This is a genomic window from Microbacterium sp. LWH3-1.2, assembly GCF_040675855.1.
GTDB lineage: Bacteria > Actinomycetota > Actinomycetes > Actinomycetales > Microbacteriaceae > Microbacterium.
The window spans coordinates 937,114-953,039 of the sequence record NZ_JBEGIK010000001.1 but is presented as its reverse complement, the minus strand read 5'-3'; the positions used below and the strand labels follow the sequence as shown (position 1 = coordinate 953,039).

The following is a 15,926-nucleotide window of genomic DNA, read 5'->3' as shown; positions in this document are numbered from 1 at the left end:
TGTCACGGCATGGAAACACCCACCACCTAGCGTCGGTTCATGGAACGCTTCACGATCACGGTCTTCTGCGGTTCGTCCCCCGGCAGCGACCCGGTCTATGCGCGGGCGGCCCGAGCGGTCGGCGAGGCGATCGGACGCGCAGGAATGAACCTCGTGTACGGCGGCGGGCACGTCGGTCTCATGGGCACTGTCGCCGATGGGGCGCTGCAGGCCGGAGCTCACGTCACGGGCGTGATCCCGCGGGCGCTTCAGGCGCGCGAGGACGCGCACCATGAGATCAGCGAACTGGTGCTCGTCGACACCATGCACGAGCGCAAGACGATCATGGCCGACCGCGCGGATGCCTTCCTCGCCCTGCCGGGCGGTCCAGGGACGCTCGAGGAGCTGACGGAGCAGTGGACGTGGGCGCAGCTGGGCATCCATGAGAAGCCGGTCGGCGTGCTCAACATCGCCGGCTACTTCGACCCGTTGCTGGCGTTCGTCGCGAACATGCGCGACCGCGGCTTCACCCATCCGCGCTACACCGACATGCTCGTGGTGGCCTCCGAGCCCGATGAAGCTCTCGCGCGGCTCCGCGACTACGTGCCGCCCGTGCGTTCGGAGGCCTCTCCCGGCGCTGAGATGACCGGCGCGCTGTCGATTCCGCTCCGCCCCTGACGATCGAGCATCCGCTTCCGAGTCGATCGCCGGATCAGGCCGCGCGCGCCCGCCGGTGAACCTCGCCGGCGATCACGACGATCGCCGTGACCACCGCGGCCAGGAGCACGCTCCACGAGAAGTGGATGTCGACCAGGTGGGCACCCGACCACGCGCCCAGGCCGATCAGCACGACCGACAGGAGCCGGCGGGGCCAGGGACTGCCGCCGTTGCCGCCTGCAAGCCGCGAGTCGTAGACGAGGCCCACCAACGTCGAGGTGACGACGACCGTGGTGACGTCCTTCGCGCCCACCGCGCGTGCGGCGCCCGCCTGGACCCCCATGGCGAGTCCGAGCAGCGCGGTGAGCACGTTGTGATCGATGACATCGATGCTCTCGCGTGCGGCGCCCAGACCGGCGGCGACGAGAAGTGCGATCGTCACGAGGAGCAGCAGCAGGCTCGTACGACCCGACCATCCGGACGTCGTGCCCCGGCCGGCCCTTCCCGCGACCGCCGCACCGGCGATGAACGCGATGAGCGCGACGATCGGCCCGAGCACCGGCAGGTCGTCGGCGCCTGCGAGACCCATTCCGAGGATCACGACGTTGCCGGTCATGTTGCCCGTGAAGACGCGGTCGAGCCCGAGGTACCCCGCTGCGTCGATCACACCCGTCGAGAATGTCAGCGCGAGCATGCACCACAGCTCGACCCTCTCCGGCTCCTGCCTGCCCCACATCGCTCTCATGAACTCCTCGATCCCTTCCCTTTGGCCGCGGCATCCTGCCGCCGCCGCGTCGATGTCACGCGCGGTCGGCGGCGAGCTGCAGCACAGACTCGGCGAGCGCCTGGATGCCGCGGGCGACGTCGCCCGCCGACACGGCCTCGTCGGGGTGGTGGCTGATGCCGTCGGGGTTGCGCAGGAACAGCATGCCGACTCCGGTCAGCGCGCCGATGGCCATCCCGTCGTGTCCGGCGCGGCTGAAGATCACCGCCGGGTCGTCCGCACCGGCGGGCAGCGTCGACGCGATGCCCTCTCGCACGACGTCCTGCAGCAGCGGCTCGCAGAAGACGGCCGGTGCGCTGTGCACCTCGCGGGCGCGCCAGCGCAGCCCCCGGCGCCCCATGATCTCGTCGAGCTCGCGCTCGATCGCGAGCCACACCCGGTCGCGCTCACCGTCGAACTCGCCGCGCAGGTCGAGCGACAGGCGGGCCTCGCCGGCCACGACGTTGACGGCGCCGGGGTACGCCTCGAGCTGGCCGACGGTGCCGATGATGTGGTGCTCGCCGCGGCAGATGCGCTCGACGGCGAGCGCCGCCTCCGACGCGCCGAGCAGCGCGTCGCGCCGCCGGTCGTACGGCGTACCCCCGGCGTGCCGCGCCTCGCCCTCGACCGTGAGCTGGAACCGCCGCGCCGACGCGATGGACGACACCACCGCGAGCGACTCGCCCCGGTCGTCGAGCTCGGGCCCCTGCTCGATGTGCGCCTCGAGGTAGCCGACCAGCTCGTCGGGGCGACGCGCGGCCTCGGCCACGCGTCCGGGGTCGAGGCCGAACTCCAGGAACGCCTCGCGCAGCGTCGTGCCGTCGGCATCCGTCAGGGCCCACCAGTCGTCGTTCCACTGCCCCGCCACCGCCGACGAGCCGAGCAGCGCCTTGCCGAACCGGGTGCCCTCCTCGTCCGAGAACGCGACGATCTCGAGCGCGAAGGGCAGCGCAACGGCGGATGCCTCGCCCCGGGGTGCGGGCGACCGCAGCAGCCGCACCACCTCGAGGGCCATCAGCACCCCCACGATCCCGTCGAACCGACCGGCGTCGGGCACGGTGTCGAGGTGCGAGCCGAGCAGCAGCGCCGGGGCGCCGGGATCCGGCGCGCCCCCCGCCGCCGCGCGATCGATGCGGCCGAGCTGGTTGCCCACCGCGTCCTGCCGGGTGGTCATGCCGACCTCACGCATCCACTCGGCGGCGAGCCGGTTGACGCGCGCGTGCTCGGGCGAGAGGTAGACCCGCTCGATCGATCCCGGCGTCGCCGAGATGCGCGCCAACTCGTCGCAGCGCGCCATCACGCGGCGCGCGGCGACCGCGATGCGGTCGCGGTCGATGCCGGCCAGGAGGGACATCACGCGCGCGGCGCCCGGTAGACGTCGGTCGCGGCATCCGTCCCGCCGCCCGCCGGAACCGTCGCGCCGAAGCGCCTGAGCACGGCTTCGAGGGCGGCGAGGGTGGTGAGGACCGCGTCCTCGCGGGCGTTGTAGCCCATCGTGCCGATGCGCCATACCCGCCCGTGCAGCGGGCCGAACGACGTGCCGATCTCGATGCCGAAGTCCTCGAGCAGCGCGGCCCGCGCGGCGTCGCCCGGCACCCCGACAGGGATCTCGACCGCGACGACGTTGTTCATCTTGTGCCCCAGGTCGCCGAACACCTCGAGGCCGAGTCCCTGCACGCCGGCGAGCATTGCCGCCCCGGCGACCCGGTGTCGCTCGATGACGGCGTCGCGGCCCTCCTCCAGCAGCACCCGCGCGCACTCCCGCGCGGCGTAGAGCATCGAGGTCGCCTCGGTGTGGTGGTTGAGGCGTCGCGGCCCCCAGTAGTCGAGGATCATGCCCAGGTCGAAGTAGTTCGAGCGCACGAAGTCGGACGCCGACGCGTCCCCGTCCTCCCGGATGCCCGCCTCGATGCGCGCCCGTGACCGCACCACCTCGACGGCGCTGGGCGACAGCGTGATCGGCGCCGACCCCGACGGACCGCCCAGGCACTTCTGCAGGCCGGCGGTCGCGGCATCCACTCCCCATTCGTCGGCCTCGAACGCGTTGCCGCCGAGCGACGCCGTGGCGTCGGTGTAGAACAGCACGCCGTGCTTCGCGCACACGGCGCCCAACTCGTCCAACGGCTGGTTCATCGTCGTCGACGTGTCGCCCTGCACGAGGGCGAGCAGCGTCGGCTTCACCCGCACGATGGCCTCTTCGATCACCGACACCGGGAAGACCTGCCCCCACGCGGTCTCGATCGTGTGCACCTCGGCCAGCGCCCGCTCGGCGATCTCGGCGAGCAGGTGCCCGAACCTGCCGAACACAGGCACCAGGACGCGGTCCCCGGGCCGGATCAGCGAGATCAGCGCCGCCTCGATCCCGGCGCGCGACGTGCCGTCGATCAGCAGCGTCGCGTCGTTCGCGGTGCCCCACACGCCCCGGTACAGCTGCTGCGTCTCGGCCATCGTCGCCGTCATGAACGGGTCGTACTGCCCCACGAGCGGTGCGGACATCGCCCGCAGCACGCTGGGATACGCCGAGATCGGCCCCGGGCCCATCAGCAGGCGGGCGGGCGGGTCGATCGGGCCGGGGAAAAGGGTCATCGGTTCACTCCAGAGGCGGAAAGTCGGTCGGCGAGCCGTCGCGCGAGGCGCACCAGCGCGATGTCGGTGCCCTCGCGCGACACGAGGCAGGCGCCCACCGGCGCGGGCCCCAGCGCAGACGGCACGGTGAGCAGCGGTGCCGACACCGCTGGAAGGCCCGCCACCGCCGCCGGCGTCGTCATGCGCAGGGTCGCGGTGCGCAGGGCGTCGATCCGTTCGCCGGCGAGCCCCCGCGCGGGCGCCGCACCGGGTGCCGTCGGAAGCAGCAGCACGGCACTGCGCACCCGGTCGCGCACGAGGTCGCGGAGCGGGGCGAGGAGCGAGCGAGCGGATGCCTCGTCGTCGGCGGTCACCGCGGCGGCGGCGCGGAACCGCTCGGCGACGGCGGGGCCGACCGCTCCGGGGTGGGCTTGCAGCCAGGCGCCGTTGTTGCGCCACGCCTCGGCCGCCTGCACGGTGCGGAACGGGACGAGGTAGTCGTCGAGGTCGCCCAGCGACACGCGCTCGATCGCCGGGGCATCCGAGTCTGCGGCGAGGGCGCCGAGCAGCGTGTCGAATGCGTCGCGTGTCGTCGGCTCCGCCGCGTCGAGCGCCTCCTCGGGCACGGCGAACCGCCATGGCAGGTCTTCGCCCGACTCGCCCCACCTCCCGCGGCCGGGATCGTCCTCGTCGGTCGCCGCCGATGCGTCCGTCCCGTCGTAGCTCAGGCACCAGTCGGCCACGCGCTGGAGCGTGTCGCCGTCGCGGGTGAGCCACCCCACCGTGTCGAACGACTGCGCGAGCGGCAGCATCCCCTGGCGAGGGACCAGCCCGTGGGTCGTCCGCAGACCCCACAGCCCCTGGTACGACGCGGGAACGCGCACCGATCCGGCAGTGTCTGTCGCAAGGCCGATATCGGCCTGACCGGTCGCGACGGCAGTGGCCGGCCCGCTCGACGATCCGCCGGGGAGGGCCCCGGGGAGGGCGCCGTTCGGCGGCGTGCCGTAGTGCGCGTTGTCGCCCGCGATGGAGTACGCGAACTCGTCGGTGCGGGCGATGCCGCGCAGCGACGCTCCGCCGCGCAGCAGATCCGAGACGGCGGGCGCGGTGGTCGTCTCGCGACGGGCGCTGTCGAGGTAGACCGGGTTGCCCGCGCCGATCCGGTAGCCCTTGATGGCGAAGAGGTCTTTGACGGCGACCGTGAGCCCCGCCAGGGGTCCCTCCCACGCGCCCTGGAAGAGGGGGTCGCCGACGGTGCGCCAGACGGTGCGGTCGAGCGGCTGCGCCCGCGGGGTGACGTGGGCCGCGGTGATGCGCCATGCGCCGTCGATCCGCTGCCACAGCTGCGTCTGCAGGCCGCGCCCGCCGCCGGCGTAGCGCGAGACGGACACCAGGAGCGCAGCATCCGTCCCTACCGGCCGGTACTCGATGCGCTCGATCGTGCGCGGCGCGACCCCGCCCCGCGTGCCCCGGAAGGCCGAGATGGCGTCGTGGCCGACGAGCAGACCCGCCCCATCGCCGCGCAGGGTCTCGGGCCCCGGGGCGAAGGTGTGGTCGAGCACCGCGATGTCGTCGGCGACGATCGCCGCCTCGTAACGCTCGAACGCCGCGAGCAGATCGGCGGGGACCGATGCCTCAGCCACGGCTCACCCCCTCGAAGTCGGCCTCGCGGATCCGCGCATGAACACCGCAGACGATGTCGACGACCTGGGAGATGTCGAAGTCGGTCGCCGCGGAGAGGTAGGCGTAGGCGAGGTGCTCGTCCATGCCGTACCGGGCCTGCAGGAGGGCGAGCGCCGCGCGGACCGCCTTGCGCATCGCCTCGCCGAGGTCGGGGTCGAGCCCGGTCGGCACGAGGTACTCGCCGGTGTGCACGAGCGGCCCGGCGAGCTCGCCGAACGCAGCGAGCGCCTCGGCGCGCGGCACCACGTCGAACCGCAGCGTGGCACGCAGCGATGCTTCGAGCGCGGTGAGCGCGACCTCGCCGTCCCCCTGCGCGAAGTGCGGGTCGCCGACGTACGCGAGCGCCCCCTCGACCTGCACCGGGAGGTAGAGCACGGCGCCCTCGACGAGCAGCTTGATGTCGATGTTGCCGCCGTGCTCGCCGGGCGGCACCGAGTGCGGCCGGTCGTCGGAGTCGACGGCTACACCCATGGTGCCGAGGAACGGCGCGAGCGGGAACTCCACGACCCGATCGCCCCCGTCGACGAGCGGCAGCACGCCGACCAGCCCGGTGTCGCGGTGCTCGACGGGGGCGAAGACGCTGACGTTCGCATTGCCACGGGGCAGCTCGGCCGGCAGCGCGCCCTTGCCGTGACGGTTCGAGATGACGCCGTAGGGAACGCGGGGGTCGAGCTGTTCCACGGTGATCTTCAGCAGGTCTCCCGGGGCCGCGCCGGCGACGTGGATCGGGCCCGTGACGACATGGGGTCCGTCGGCCGCCGGGTCGCGTGCGAGCGCTGCGGCGATCTCCACGGCGTCCTCCAGCACGGATGCCGGGTCCACCCCGTGTGCTCCGAAGAACGCCAGCGGATCCTTGCCCTGGTCCTCGAGGATGCCCTCGTGGCTCACCGTGTCGATCGTGACGGTCTCACCCGGCGCGATCGTGAGGGCTGCGGCATCCGCCCGACAGGGCAGCCGACCCCACATCACCGTCGCGGGCGTCGCCGGAAGGTAGTGGTCGCCGGGGGTGGACCCGGTGTGCGGTTGCAGAACGAGGAAGGGGGTGTGCACGGCTCCAGTCAACTCGAATGCCGCCGCAAAGGCATCTTCAGCCGCCCGCGGCACCGCGCGCGCGCCGGGGACTGCGGATCTCGGACGCATCAGTCGGCAGCATCCGCCTTCTCGAACTGCGCGTTCAGCGCTTCGAGGTCGACGGCGTCGGTCGTGACGGTCTTGGTGCCGTTGTAGACGTCGCGGTCGATCTCGTTGCTGGCGTTCGCCACGAGCATGGCGACGAAGGTGTCGCCGTTGACGTTGAGGAAAGTGCGGAAGATTCCGGCGAACCAGTCGACCGCGATGAGGAGCCCCACCGCCTCGAAGGGCAGGCCGAGCGAGGTCGCGAGGAACATCGCGACGACGGGGAAGCCGCCGGGGACGGTGATGGTGCCCATGTTGAGGAGGATGGCGAGCGCCATGCCGAGAACGATCGTCCCGAAGTCGAGTGTCATGCCGCCCGACTGCGCGAGGAACATCACGACGATCATGTAGTTGAGCACGGCGCCGTACGAGCCCATGGTGAGGCCGACCGAGAGCGTGAAGTTCGCGACGGCCTGACTCACCCCGACCTTCTCGACAGCGGATCGCAGCACGGTCGGGAAGGTGACGGCCGAGCTGGTCGTGGTGATGGCGATCAGGGTCTGATCGGCGAGCTTGCTGGGAAGCCGCGCCGGGTTGAGGCCGGTGCGCAGCCACACGACCAGGACGAAGAGGGCGAAGAGGATCAGCACGCCGACGAGCGTCGACCCGAGGTACTTCAGGGCGCTCGTGATGACGGCGAACCCGACGGTGCCGGCGAGATTCGCCAGCAGGCAGAACACGCCGATGGGTGCGATCAGCATCACGAAGCGGATCATCGTCAGCACGACCTGCTGGATCGATTCGAAGAACTCGAGAACCAGCCGGTTGCCCGTCTTCGAGATGTAGGCGTTCAGGGCGACGCCGAACAGCAGCGAGAAGATGATGATCGGAACCATGGTCGCCGTCGACATGGCCGCGAAGATGTTCGTCGAGACGAAGTTGAGCACGGTGTCCTGCCAGCCGGCGGTCTCGCCGGCGGCGTCCTCCAGCGTCGGATCCACCGCACCGGAGAAGTCGATTCCCGCGCCGGGCTGGATCAGGACGCTGATCACCCACGCGATGATCGCGGCCACGATCGAGAACCCGATCATCCACTTGAACGTGCGGAAGGCCAGCTTCCCCATGCCCGACCCGGTCATCGAGCCCGTCGCGACGATGACCGACGACATGACCAGCGGCACGATGGCCATCTGGATGAGCCGGATGAACAGGTCGCCGATGAACTTGAGATTGGCTGCCCACTCGCCCACGATCAGGCCGAAGACGACGCCGAGGATTGCGGCGACGCCGATCTGGAACGCCGGGTGCTTCAGAGTCTTCTTCATGTGTGCCTCCGTTCGCGGGGCGCCGACCAACGATCGGACGCCGGGACATGATCACGCTAGAGACTCTGGCGGCGCCGATTGCATGAATTGGTAGGACCGTAACGGGGTTTTTACATGAGGCCGACTCCTCGAAACCTGCTCGATACGCAAGCGGTCTTCGACCGGCCGGCGGATTGGTCCTACCCATTGACCGTGGAGTGGGTCGGGTCATCGGAGACGCACGCGCATGCCACACTGAGAGACGACCGGGGCATCGCACTCTGCCCGCCGTTCGTGGCCTGCTGGGAGGGCGACCGTGACCGACCGCCGCCAACCGGCTCCCTTCGCCCGGCAGGGCGGTTCGGTCGCCGATGACGTCGTGCGCCACCTGCAGCGGCTGATCGTCACCGGCGTTCTCGCGCCGGGTGAGCGGCTCGCTCCCGAGCGTTCCCTCGCCGTGGAGCTCGGCGTGTCTCGGAATGCGCTCCGGGAGGCACTGCTGCGCCTGGAGCTGCTCGGACTGCTCGACCGACAGCAGGGTCGTGGCACGAGGGTGTCGACGAGCCTGCCGCTGATGGCGACCTTCACCGCGCACCTCGAACACGATGCCGCGCAGTTCCACGATTCCGCCGAGCTGCGCATCGTCGTCGAACCGCAGATCGCGCGGCTGGCGGCGGGGCGGATCGAGGCCGACGAGCTCGACGCCCTGACGAGCCTGCTGCAGCAGTCGGCGACGACCCGCGACGCGGACGAGTCGGTCCGCCTCGACGTGGCGTTCCATGTGGCGGTCGCGCGCGCCACGCGGAACGCGCTGCTGGCCTCCCTCAGCGAACTGACCGTGGCATGGACCGTGGAAGCGCGGGTGTACTCGCACCTGGAGGATCACGGTCGGCAGCTCTCCTATGCCGGGCACACGCGGATACTGCGCGCCCTCCAGGCGCGCGACGGCGACGCCGCCGAGGCCGCGATGCGTGTGCACCTGGACGAGATCGCCGAGGTCATCGAAGAGGCCCGCGACTCCGGCGCATGAGTGCCGGCGGTCCGCGCCCCGCGTGCAGCAAGCGACGTCACGCGACGGTGTGCACTGCCGCGCTCAGCAGCCGCCCGCGCGGTCGCCCGCGGAACTGGGGCGCCGCTCCCGCGCCGCCTTCGGTGACGTCGTAGATCGATCGCCCGTGCAGCCAGGTGCGGCGCACGCGTCCGGTGAGCAGCCGCCGGTCGTACGCGGTGATCGGGTTCTTGTGGAGCAGCTCTTCTGCACGGATCTCGAACGGGTCGTCCAGTCCGAAGGCCGTGAAGTGCGCCGGCGCCCCGACCTCGAGCACGCCGACATCGTCGAGCCCGGCCACCGCGGCCGGCCCCGTCGTGTACAGCGGCAGGATCGTCTCGAACGGGATGCCGCGGCTCCGCGCTTCGGTCCACACAGCTGACAATCCGACCTGGAGGCCCGCGATGCCCCCCCACGCCAGGCCGAAGTCGCCGTCCCCGGAGCGCTTGAGATCGACCGTCGACGGCGAATGGTCGCTGACGATCGCGTCGATCGTCCCGTCGACGACGCCCGACCAGAGCAGGTCGCGATTGGAGGCCTCGCGGATCGGCGGGCAGCACTTGAACTCGGCCGCACCGTCGGGGATCTCCTCGGCGGCGATCGTGAGGTAGTGCGGGCAGGTCTCGACCGTGAGCGCGATCCCGTCGGCCTTGGCTGCACGGATCGCGGGGAGCGAGCGCGCGTCGCTGAGGTGCAGGATGTGCGCCCGCGCACCCGTGCGGCGCGCCTCGGCGATGACGGCGTCGATGGCGGACGCCTCGCTCGCGGGGGGCCGCGACGCCAGGAACGCCGCGTACCCCCGCCCGAGTGCGGCATGCTCGTGGAGCAGGGCGGGGTCTTCGGCGTGCACGATGAGGCGCGAGCCGAGCGCGGCGATCTCCTCCATCGCCGCCGCGAGCTGCGACCGGTCGAGGTGGCCGAACTCGTCGACCCCGGACGGCGACAGGAAGCACTTGAAGCCGTACACGCCCGCCGCGTGCAGCGGGCCCAGCCGGCCGAGGTTCCCGGGCACCGCGCCGCCCCAGAACCCCACGTCGACGTAGGCCGCCGGCTTCGCCGCGGCCCGTTTCACCGTGAGGGCCTCGGGCGTCGTCGTGGGAGGCACGGAGTTCAGCGGCATGTCGACGATCGTCGTCACGCCGCCGGCCGCCGCCGCGAGGGTCGCCGACCGGAACCCCTCCCACTCGGTGCGCCCCGGCTCGTTGACGTGAACGTGGGAGTCGACGAGCCCGGGAAGCAGCACGGCGTCGTCGGGCACGATCGCCGCGCCCCGCACGAATGCCGCGGGCGACTCGATCGCGGTCACCACCCCGTGCTCGAACACGATGTCGGCCGGGTGGAAGGCGCCGTCGATCCACGCCCGCGAGGCCTGGATGCGGCCGCTCTTATCGCCGCGGATCCCCAGCTGCATCACGTGTGACCTCCTCGGGCTCTGCCTCACAGCATCCCGCGAAGATGGTCCCCGTGGAATGCCCTGTCATTACGGCGACATGAACCGTCACACCAGCAGGCCGCGATGAGGCGGCGGGGCGTACTCGTCGCGCTTGCTCGTGCCGACGGCCATCCGCGCCATGCCCGCAGCGATTCCGACGGCGGCGGCCACCCCGTCCACCACCGGCACGCCCACCCGGCCGGCCAGAGCATGGCACAGGTCGGCCATTCCTGCACAGCCGAGCACGATCGCGTCGGCTCCGTCCCGCTCCACGGCCTCCAGACACCGTCCGGCGATCACCTCGAAGGACTCGGAAGTGGTGTCCTCGAGGTCGAGCACGGGAATGCCCGACGCGCCCAGAGAGACGCAGGCCCGCGTCATCCCGTACCGCGACACCAGGTCGCGGGCACGCCCGAGCGTGCGCGCCAGTGTGGTCACGACGCCGAAGTGGCGCCCCGAGATCGATGCGACGTGCATCGCGGCCTCCGCGATGCCGACCACCGGGGCCTCCGTCAGTTCGCGCGCCGCATCGAGCCCCGGGTCGCCGAAGCATGCGATGACGTACGCGTCGCTGCCCCCGTCCGCGAGGTCGCGTTCAATCAGCTCGACCACCGCGACGGCGGCGAACGCCTCGTCGACGTGGCTCTCGATCGCCCCCCGCCCCTCGTCGGGGCAGACGGCGACGACCTCGACCTCGGGCCCCGCGACCTCCCGGGCGGCGGCCGCGATCTTCGCGGTCATCGCCCGGGAGGTGTTGGGGTTGACGAGGGTGATCCTCACGCCTTGTCCTCGGCGACCACGGGGATCTCGGACGAGACCGCGGGCGGCTCCGACGCGGCCGTCGCCGCCGCGCCGTCGGTCGTGCCGTCGGAGATCCCGTCGGTCTCCCCCTCGAAGGTCGGCACCCGCGGGTCGAGGCGCTCGAAGAGCACGAACAGGAAGTACCCCAGCCCGCACCCGATGAACCACGTGTAGTTGCTGATCCAGGCGACGTCGAAGAGGCCGAGGTCCGCGAACAGCTTCGGGAAGATCGCGATGAGCACCGTGGGGATGCCGGCGGCCAGCAGCGTCTTCAGGGCGTTGGGGTTGTAGCCCTTCCGGTACCAGTACGGACCGCTCTCGTCCATCGTGAACATCGCGTCGGTCTTGATCCGCTGTCGCGCCGCGATGTAGTAGCCGGCGATGAGCAGCCCGAACAGCGGGCCGATGAGCGCGGCCAGCACCCCCAGCGAGTAGTGGATCGCATCCGCGTTCGAATACCAGTTCCACGGCATCAGGAACACCGAGCCGACCGCGGCGATCATTCCGCCCATGCGCCACGAGATCTTCTGCGGTGCGACGTTGGAGAAGTCGAATGCCGGCGAGATGAAGTTCGCCACGATGTTGATGCCGACGGTCGCGGTGACGAACGTGAGCCCGCCGAGCAGGATCGCGAACGGCGTCCCGATCGCCTCGACCGTGTGGATCGGATCGACGATGAGCTCCCCGAACACGGGGACCGTCGCCGCAGCCGTGATGACCGTCAGGATCGAGAAGAAGAGGAAGTTCACCGGCAGACCCCAGAAGTTGCCGCGCTTGACCTGGCGGAACGACTTGCCGTAGCGGGCGAAGTCGCCGAAGTTCAGCATCGGGCCCGAGAAGTAGGCGACGACGATGCTCACCGCCATGGCCATGAGGCCGATCGTGCCCCAGAAGTCGGTGGGGGCGGCATCCGGGTCCGACAGGTTGAGGTTGATGTTCTCCCAGCCCGCCTCCGAGACCAGGTACACCGCGAGGATGATCATCACGACGTACACCGCGGGACCGGCCCAGTCGATGAACCGGCGGATGACCTCCATGCCGTTCCAGAAGAGCGCCACTTGGGCGATCCAGAGGATGGTGTACGAGATCCACCCGAGCGCCGAGAGGCCGAGGAACCCGACCTCGAGGAGCGCCTCGGAGCCTGGCACGAACTTCAGGAAGATGATGTTCAGCGACTCGGCCGCGAGGAACGTCTGCACGCCGTACCAGGCGATCGCGATGATGCCGCGGATGATCGCCGGGATGTTGGCGCCCTTGATGCCGAAGATCGCGCGGTTCACGACCGGGTAGGGCACGCCCGTCTTCTGGCTCGGCTTGGCGACGAGGTTCGTGAAGACCTGCACGATGACGATGCCGACGACCAGGGCCACGAGCACCTGCCACGCCGCGATGCCCAGCGCGAAGAGGGAGCCCGCAGTGACGTAACCTCCGACCGAGTGCACGTCCGACATCCAGAACGCGAAGATGTTGTACCACGACCATTTCTGCGTGCGCAGCGGCGCGAGGTCCTCATTGGCGAGGCGCGGGTCGTACTCCGGCTTCATGTTGCCCGAGCCGACCGGGTGGCCGGCGGCTTCGACGATGTCCTGCGGGGCGGTGGGTGGAGCGGCGGCTGCCTGCTCGGGGGTGGGGGTCATGCGCGTACCTTCCAGGTTCCCAGCGGGGACGGATGCCCCGCATCACGGTGAGCGAGGACCACGACGTGGAGTCCGCGGCCTGGTGGTGCTGCTAGTGAAGCTATTGCTTCACGTTTCCCTTCGGGTTTCCGCCCTGTAACGCGTTTGTGAAGTTGACACTTCACGGCCGCGAAGGTTCCCCGTCCGACAGCCGGGGCCGCCGGCCAGGCGCGGATGGCTAGGATTCACGCATGACGCTCGACCGCGAGGCCGTCCTCGACGCCGCCACCCAGGCCGGAGTGGGCGCGCGCCTGCGCGACCTGCGCCTGCAGCGCGGGATGTCGGCGCGGTCGCTCGCCGACGCGCTGAGCATCTCGCCGAGCGCGGTCTCGCAGATCGAGCGAGGTGTGCTGCAGCCCAGCGTGTCGCGGCTGATCGCCATCACCGACGCCCTGGGCGTGCCGCTGGCCGCGGTCTTCGACGCCCGTGCCGGAGGTGCCGCCGAGGCCGACACGACCGTCGCCGGGTTCGCGCTCCAGCGTGCCGCCCACTCCTCGAGCGTGACGCTCGACAGCGGCGTCGCGTTCCGGCGGCTGTCACCCGGCCCGACGCCCGGCGTCGACCTGTTCGAGTCCGTCTATCCGCCCGGCGGCACCGCGCATCCCGATACCGAGCTGTTCCGTCACGACGGGTACGAGGTCGGCAACATGATCTCGGGCGAGTTGACCATCGACTTCGACGACGAGCGCGTGGTCCTTCGTCCGGGCGACTCGATCAGCTACCCGTGCTCGCGCCCGCACCGCATCCACAACACCGGTACGGAACCCGCCGTGGCTCAGTGGCTCATCGTGCACCCCGACCGCTGACCGCGGGACCCACTCCGGTGCCTGGCCGGGCGACGGTCACACGCTCGTCACAACGCGGAAATCCCCACCGAACGGCACACCGGTAGCGTCCGGGACGAGGGGATCGATCGACGTGAGAATCGAAGAGTTCGACGAGCTGGACACGGAGTCCGCCTACGCGCTCGTCGCTGTGTGGGCCGCGATTCCCGCATGGGTCGATACCCTCGTCGCGGATCGGCCGTACGGCTCGGTCGGCGCGCTCGCCGCCCGCGCCGCCGAGCTCGCCGCCGGGTGGACGCGCGCCGACCTCGACGCCGCTCTCGCGCACCATCCCCGCATCGGCGAGAAGCTCGCGAGCGAGGGCGAAGAGGCTGCGGCATCCCGCCGCGAACAGGCATCGATGACGGATGCCGGCGCCGACGTCACCGCTCGGATCGCCGCGGGCAACGCCGCCTATGAGGCGCGGTTCGGGCGGGTCTTCCTCATCCGCGCGGCGGGCCGGTCTCCCGAGGAGATGCTCGCCGCACTCGAGCGCCGCCTCCGGGGTGACGACGAGACCGAGGCCGCCGAGGCGACGGGCCAGCTCGCCGAGATCGCCCTCCTCCGGCTTCGCGCAGCGATCCACGACGGTCACCAGGACGAAGGAGCTGCATCGTGAAGATCATGATCATCGGGGCCGGGATCGGTGGCACGAGCGCGGGGATCGCGCTCAGGCGACTGGGCCACGAGGTCGTGATCTACGACAGGATGCGCGAGAACAAGCCGGTCGGCGCCGCGTTGTCGCTGTGGTCGAACGGCGTGAAGGTGCTCAACTGGCTCGGCCTCGGCCGCGAGGTCGCCGCGCTCGGCGGCCGTATGGACCATATGGCGTACGTCGATGGGCACACCGGCGAGCAGCTGTGCCGCTTCAGTCTCGAGCCCGTGACACAGCAGACCGGCCAGCGTCCGTACCCGGTGGCGCGCGCCGATCTGCAGACGCTGCTGATGCGCACGTTCGGCGTGGACCGCATCCGTCTCGGGATGCGGATGGTCGCCGTCTCGGACGACGGCCACACCGTCACCGCGACCTTCGCCGACGGCTCGACCGACACCGCCGACATGCTCATCGGCGCCGACGGCGCCCGCTCGATCACGCGCGATTACGTCAGCCGCGACGGTGACGACGCCCCCCGCATCGAGCGCACCTACTCGGGGTACACGAATTTCAACGGGCTCATCCCCAGCGACCGGCGCATCGGCCCCGCCGACCAGTGGACCACCTACGTCGCCGAGGGCAAGCGCGCCGCCGTCATGCCCGTCGAGGGCGACCGCTTCTACTTCTGGTTCGACGTGCCGCAGCCGGCCGGCCTGCCGTATGAGCGCGGCGACGGCGTCGCACCCCTCGTCGAGGCGTTCGGGGACTGGGCGCCCGGGGTGCAGGCGCTCCTCGGGGCCATCGATCCGACGGTCTCGCTCAACCGCGTCGAGATCTGGGATATCGACCCGTTCCACACGTGGGCGCGCGGCCGCGTCGCGATCCTCGGCGACGCCGCACACAACACCGCGCCCGACATCGGGCAGGGTGCCTGCTCGGCGCTGGAAGACACCTTCGCCCTCGCCATCGCGGTGGCGACCAACACGGTGAGCGTCGAGGACACCCTCCGACGCTACGAACGCAGCCGCACCGAGCGTGCCGGGGAACTCGTGCTGCGCGCGCGCAAGCGCGGCGACGAGACCCACGGCTATGACCCCGCCGCTACGGCCGCCTGGTACGCGAGCCTGCGCGGCGCCGACGGCGCCGGCATCATCCGCGGGATCGTCGGCAACATCGAGGGCAGCCCGATCAACCTCGGCGCCGGTGTGATCTGACGCCCGGTGACCTCGGAACCGCGGTGCCGTCGGTGCCCTCGCGGCGGCTCGTCTTCACGGCGACGGGGCCCCGGTATCCGGTCTCCGGGGTGCCCGCCGCCGTCCTCCGGCAGAGGGCGCTCGCGCACTGCCTCCGCCTCCTCGTCGAACACTGGCAGGTCCGCGGATGCGCGACACCCGCTCTTCCGGGTGCGCCTGCTCCGTGGCTTTGCGGATCCGACTCGCACGTGTGCGCTCCGTCGCGGTGGATCGACGATAGAAGCGCCTCC

The 15,926-nt window shown here is 71.0% G+C and carries 14 protein-coding genes; 5 read left to right on the top strand and 9 right to left on the bottom strand.

Annotated features, from left to right (window positions below):
- The first annotated feature begins 39 nt into the window (after positions 1–39).
- The gene (locus tag MRBLWH3_RS04530; protein WP_363429111.1) at positions 40–657 is read left to right on the top strand and encodes a TIGR00730 family Rossman fold protein; all 618 of its coding nucleotides are present in this window, start codon (positions 40–42) and stop codon (positions 655–657) included.
- Positions 658–691: 34 nt separating this feature from the next.
- On the opposite strand, the gene MRBLWH3_RS04525 is transcribed toward MRBLWH3_RS04530, so the two are convergent.
- The 6 genes from MRBLWH3_RS04525 to MRBLWH3_RS04500 all read right to left on the bottom strand — a co-directional run bounded on the left by MRBLWH3_RS04525 (position 692) and on the right by MRBLWH3_RS04500 (position 8,088).
- Positions 692–1,381, bottom strand: coding sequence for a YoaK family protein (locus MRBLWH3_RS04525; RefSeq protein ID WP_363429109.1), 690 nt, complete (start codon positions 1,379–1,381; stop codon positions 692–694).
- A gap of 55 nt (positions 1,382–1,436) precedes the next feature.
- Positions 1,437–2,753 carry a Zn-dependent hydrolase gene (locus MRBLWH3_RS04520; RefSeq protein ID WP_363429108.1) on the bottom strand — a complete coding sequence of 439 codons (1,317 nt, stop codon included), beginning with the start codon at positions 2,751–2,753 and terminating at the stop codon, positions 1,437–1,439.
- A complete protein-coding gene (locus MRBLWH3_RS04515; protein WP_363429106.1) occupies positions 2,753–3,985 on the bottom strand; it encodes a pyridoxal-phosphate-dependent aminotransferase family protein in 1,233 nt (410 codons plus the stop codon). The genes MRBLWH3_RS04520 and MRBLWH3_RS04515 overlap by 1 nt, the downstream gene beginning before the upstream one ends.
- Positions 3,982–5,607 (bottom strand): AtzH-like domain-containing protein, encoded by a 1,626-nt coding sequence (locus MRBLWH3_RS04510; RefSeq protein ID WP_363429104.1) that lies wholly within the window; start codon positions 5,605–5,607, stop codon positions 3,982–3,984. Before MRBLWH3_RS04510 ends, MRBLWH3_RS04515 begins: the two co-directional genes overlap by 4 nt.
- Positions 5,600–6,697, bottom strand: coding sequence for an acetamidase/formamidase family protein (locus MRBLWH3_RS04505; RefSeq protein WP_363429102.1), 1,098 nt, complete (start codon positions 6,695–6,697; stop codon positions 5,600–5,602). The genes MRBLWH3_RS04510 and MRBLWH3_RS04505 overlap by 8 nt, the downstream gene beginning before the upstream one ends.
- A gap of 89 nt (positions 6,698–6,786) precedes the next feature.
- On the bottom strand, positions 6,787–8,088 hold the full coding sequence (locus MRBLWH3_RS04500; RefSeq protein ID WP_363429100.1) for a dicarboxylate/amino acid:cation symporter: 1,302 nt from the start codon (positions 8,086–8,088) through the stop codon (positions 6,787–6,789).
- A gap of 295 nt (positions 8,089–8,383) precedes the next feature.
- Here MRBLWH3_RS04500 and MRBLWH3_RS04495 point away from each other — a divergent pair, with 295 nt between their 5' ends.
- Positions 8,384–9,097 (top strand): FadR/GntR family transcriptional regulator, encoded by a 714-nt coding sequence (locus MRBLWH3_RS04495; protein WP_363429098.1) that lies wholly within the window; start codon positions 8,384–8,386, stop codon positions 9,095–9,097.
- A 37-nt stretch (positions 9,098–9,134) separates the two neighbouring features.
- Here MRBLWH3_RS04495 and allB read toward each other — a convergent pair whose 3' ends face one another.
- The 3 genes from allB to MRBLWH3_RS04480 form a co-directional block, all read right to left on the bottom strand.
- Complete coding sequence (gene allB / locus MRBLWH3_RS04490) at positions 9,135–10,526, bottom strand: allantoinase AllB (RefSeq protein WP_363435288.1); 1,392 nt, start codon at positions 10,524–10,526, stop codon at positions 9,135–9,137.
- An 87-nt stretch (positions 10,527–10,613) separates the two neighbouring features.
- Positions 10,614–11,327 carry an aspartate/glutamate racemase family protein gene (locus tag MRBLWH3_RS04485; RefSeq protein ID WP_363429096.1) on the bottom strand — a complete coding sequence of 238 codons (714 nt, stop codon included), beginning with the start codon at positions 11,325–11,327 and terminating at the stop codon, positions 10,614–10,616.
- Entirely contained in the window at positions 11,324–12,985 is a 1,662-nt protein-coding gene (locus MRBLWH3_RS04480; protein WP_363429094.1) for an NCS1 family nucleobase:cation symporter-1, read from the bottom strand. Before MRBLWH3_RS04480 ends, MRBLWH3_RS04485 begins: the two co-directional genes overlap by 4 nt.
- A 230-nt stretch (positions 12,986–13,215) precedes the next feature.
- On the opposite strand from MRBLWH3_RS04480, the gene MRBLWH3_RS04475 reads away from it, so the two are divergent.
- The 3 genes from MRBLWH3_RS04475 to hpxO all read left to right on the top strand — a co-directional run bounded on the left by MRBLWH3_RS04475 (position 13,216) and on the right by hpxO (position 15,657).
- Positions 13,216–13,830, top strand: coding sequence for a helix-turn-helix domain-containing protein (locus tag MRBLWH3_RS04475; protein WP_363429092.1), 615 nt, complete (start codon positions 13,216–13,218; stop codon positions 13,828–13,830).
- 112 nt (positions 13,831–13,942) lie between these two features.
- A complete protein-coding gene (gene uraD, locus MRBLWH3_RS04470; RefSeq protein WP_363429090.1) occupies positions 13,943–14,467 on the top strand; it encodes a 2-oxo-4-hydroxy-4-carboxy-5-ureidoimidazoline decarboxylase in 525 nt (174 codons plus the stop codon).
- A 5-nt stretch (positions 14,468–14,472) separates the two neighbouring features.
- The gene (hpxO, locus tag MRBLWH3_RS04465) at positions 14,473–15,657 is read left to right on the top strand and encodes an FAD-dependent urate hydroxylase HpxO (RefSeq protein ID WP_363435285.1); all 1,185 of its coding nucleotides are present in this window, start codon (positions 14,473–14,475) and stop codon (positions 15,655–15,657) included.
- The last annotated feature ends 269 nt before the right edge of the window (positions 15,658–15,926 follow it).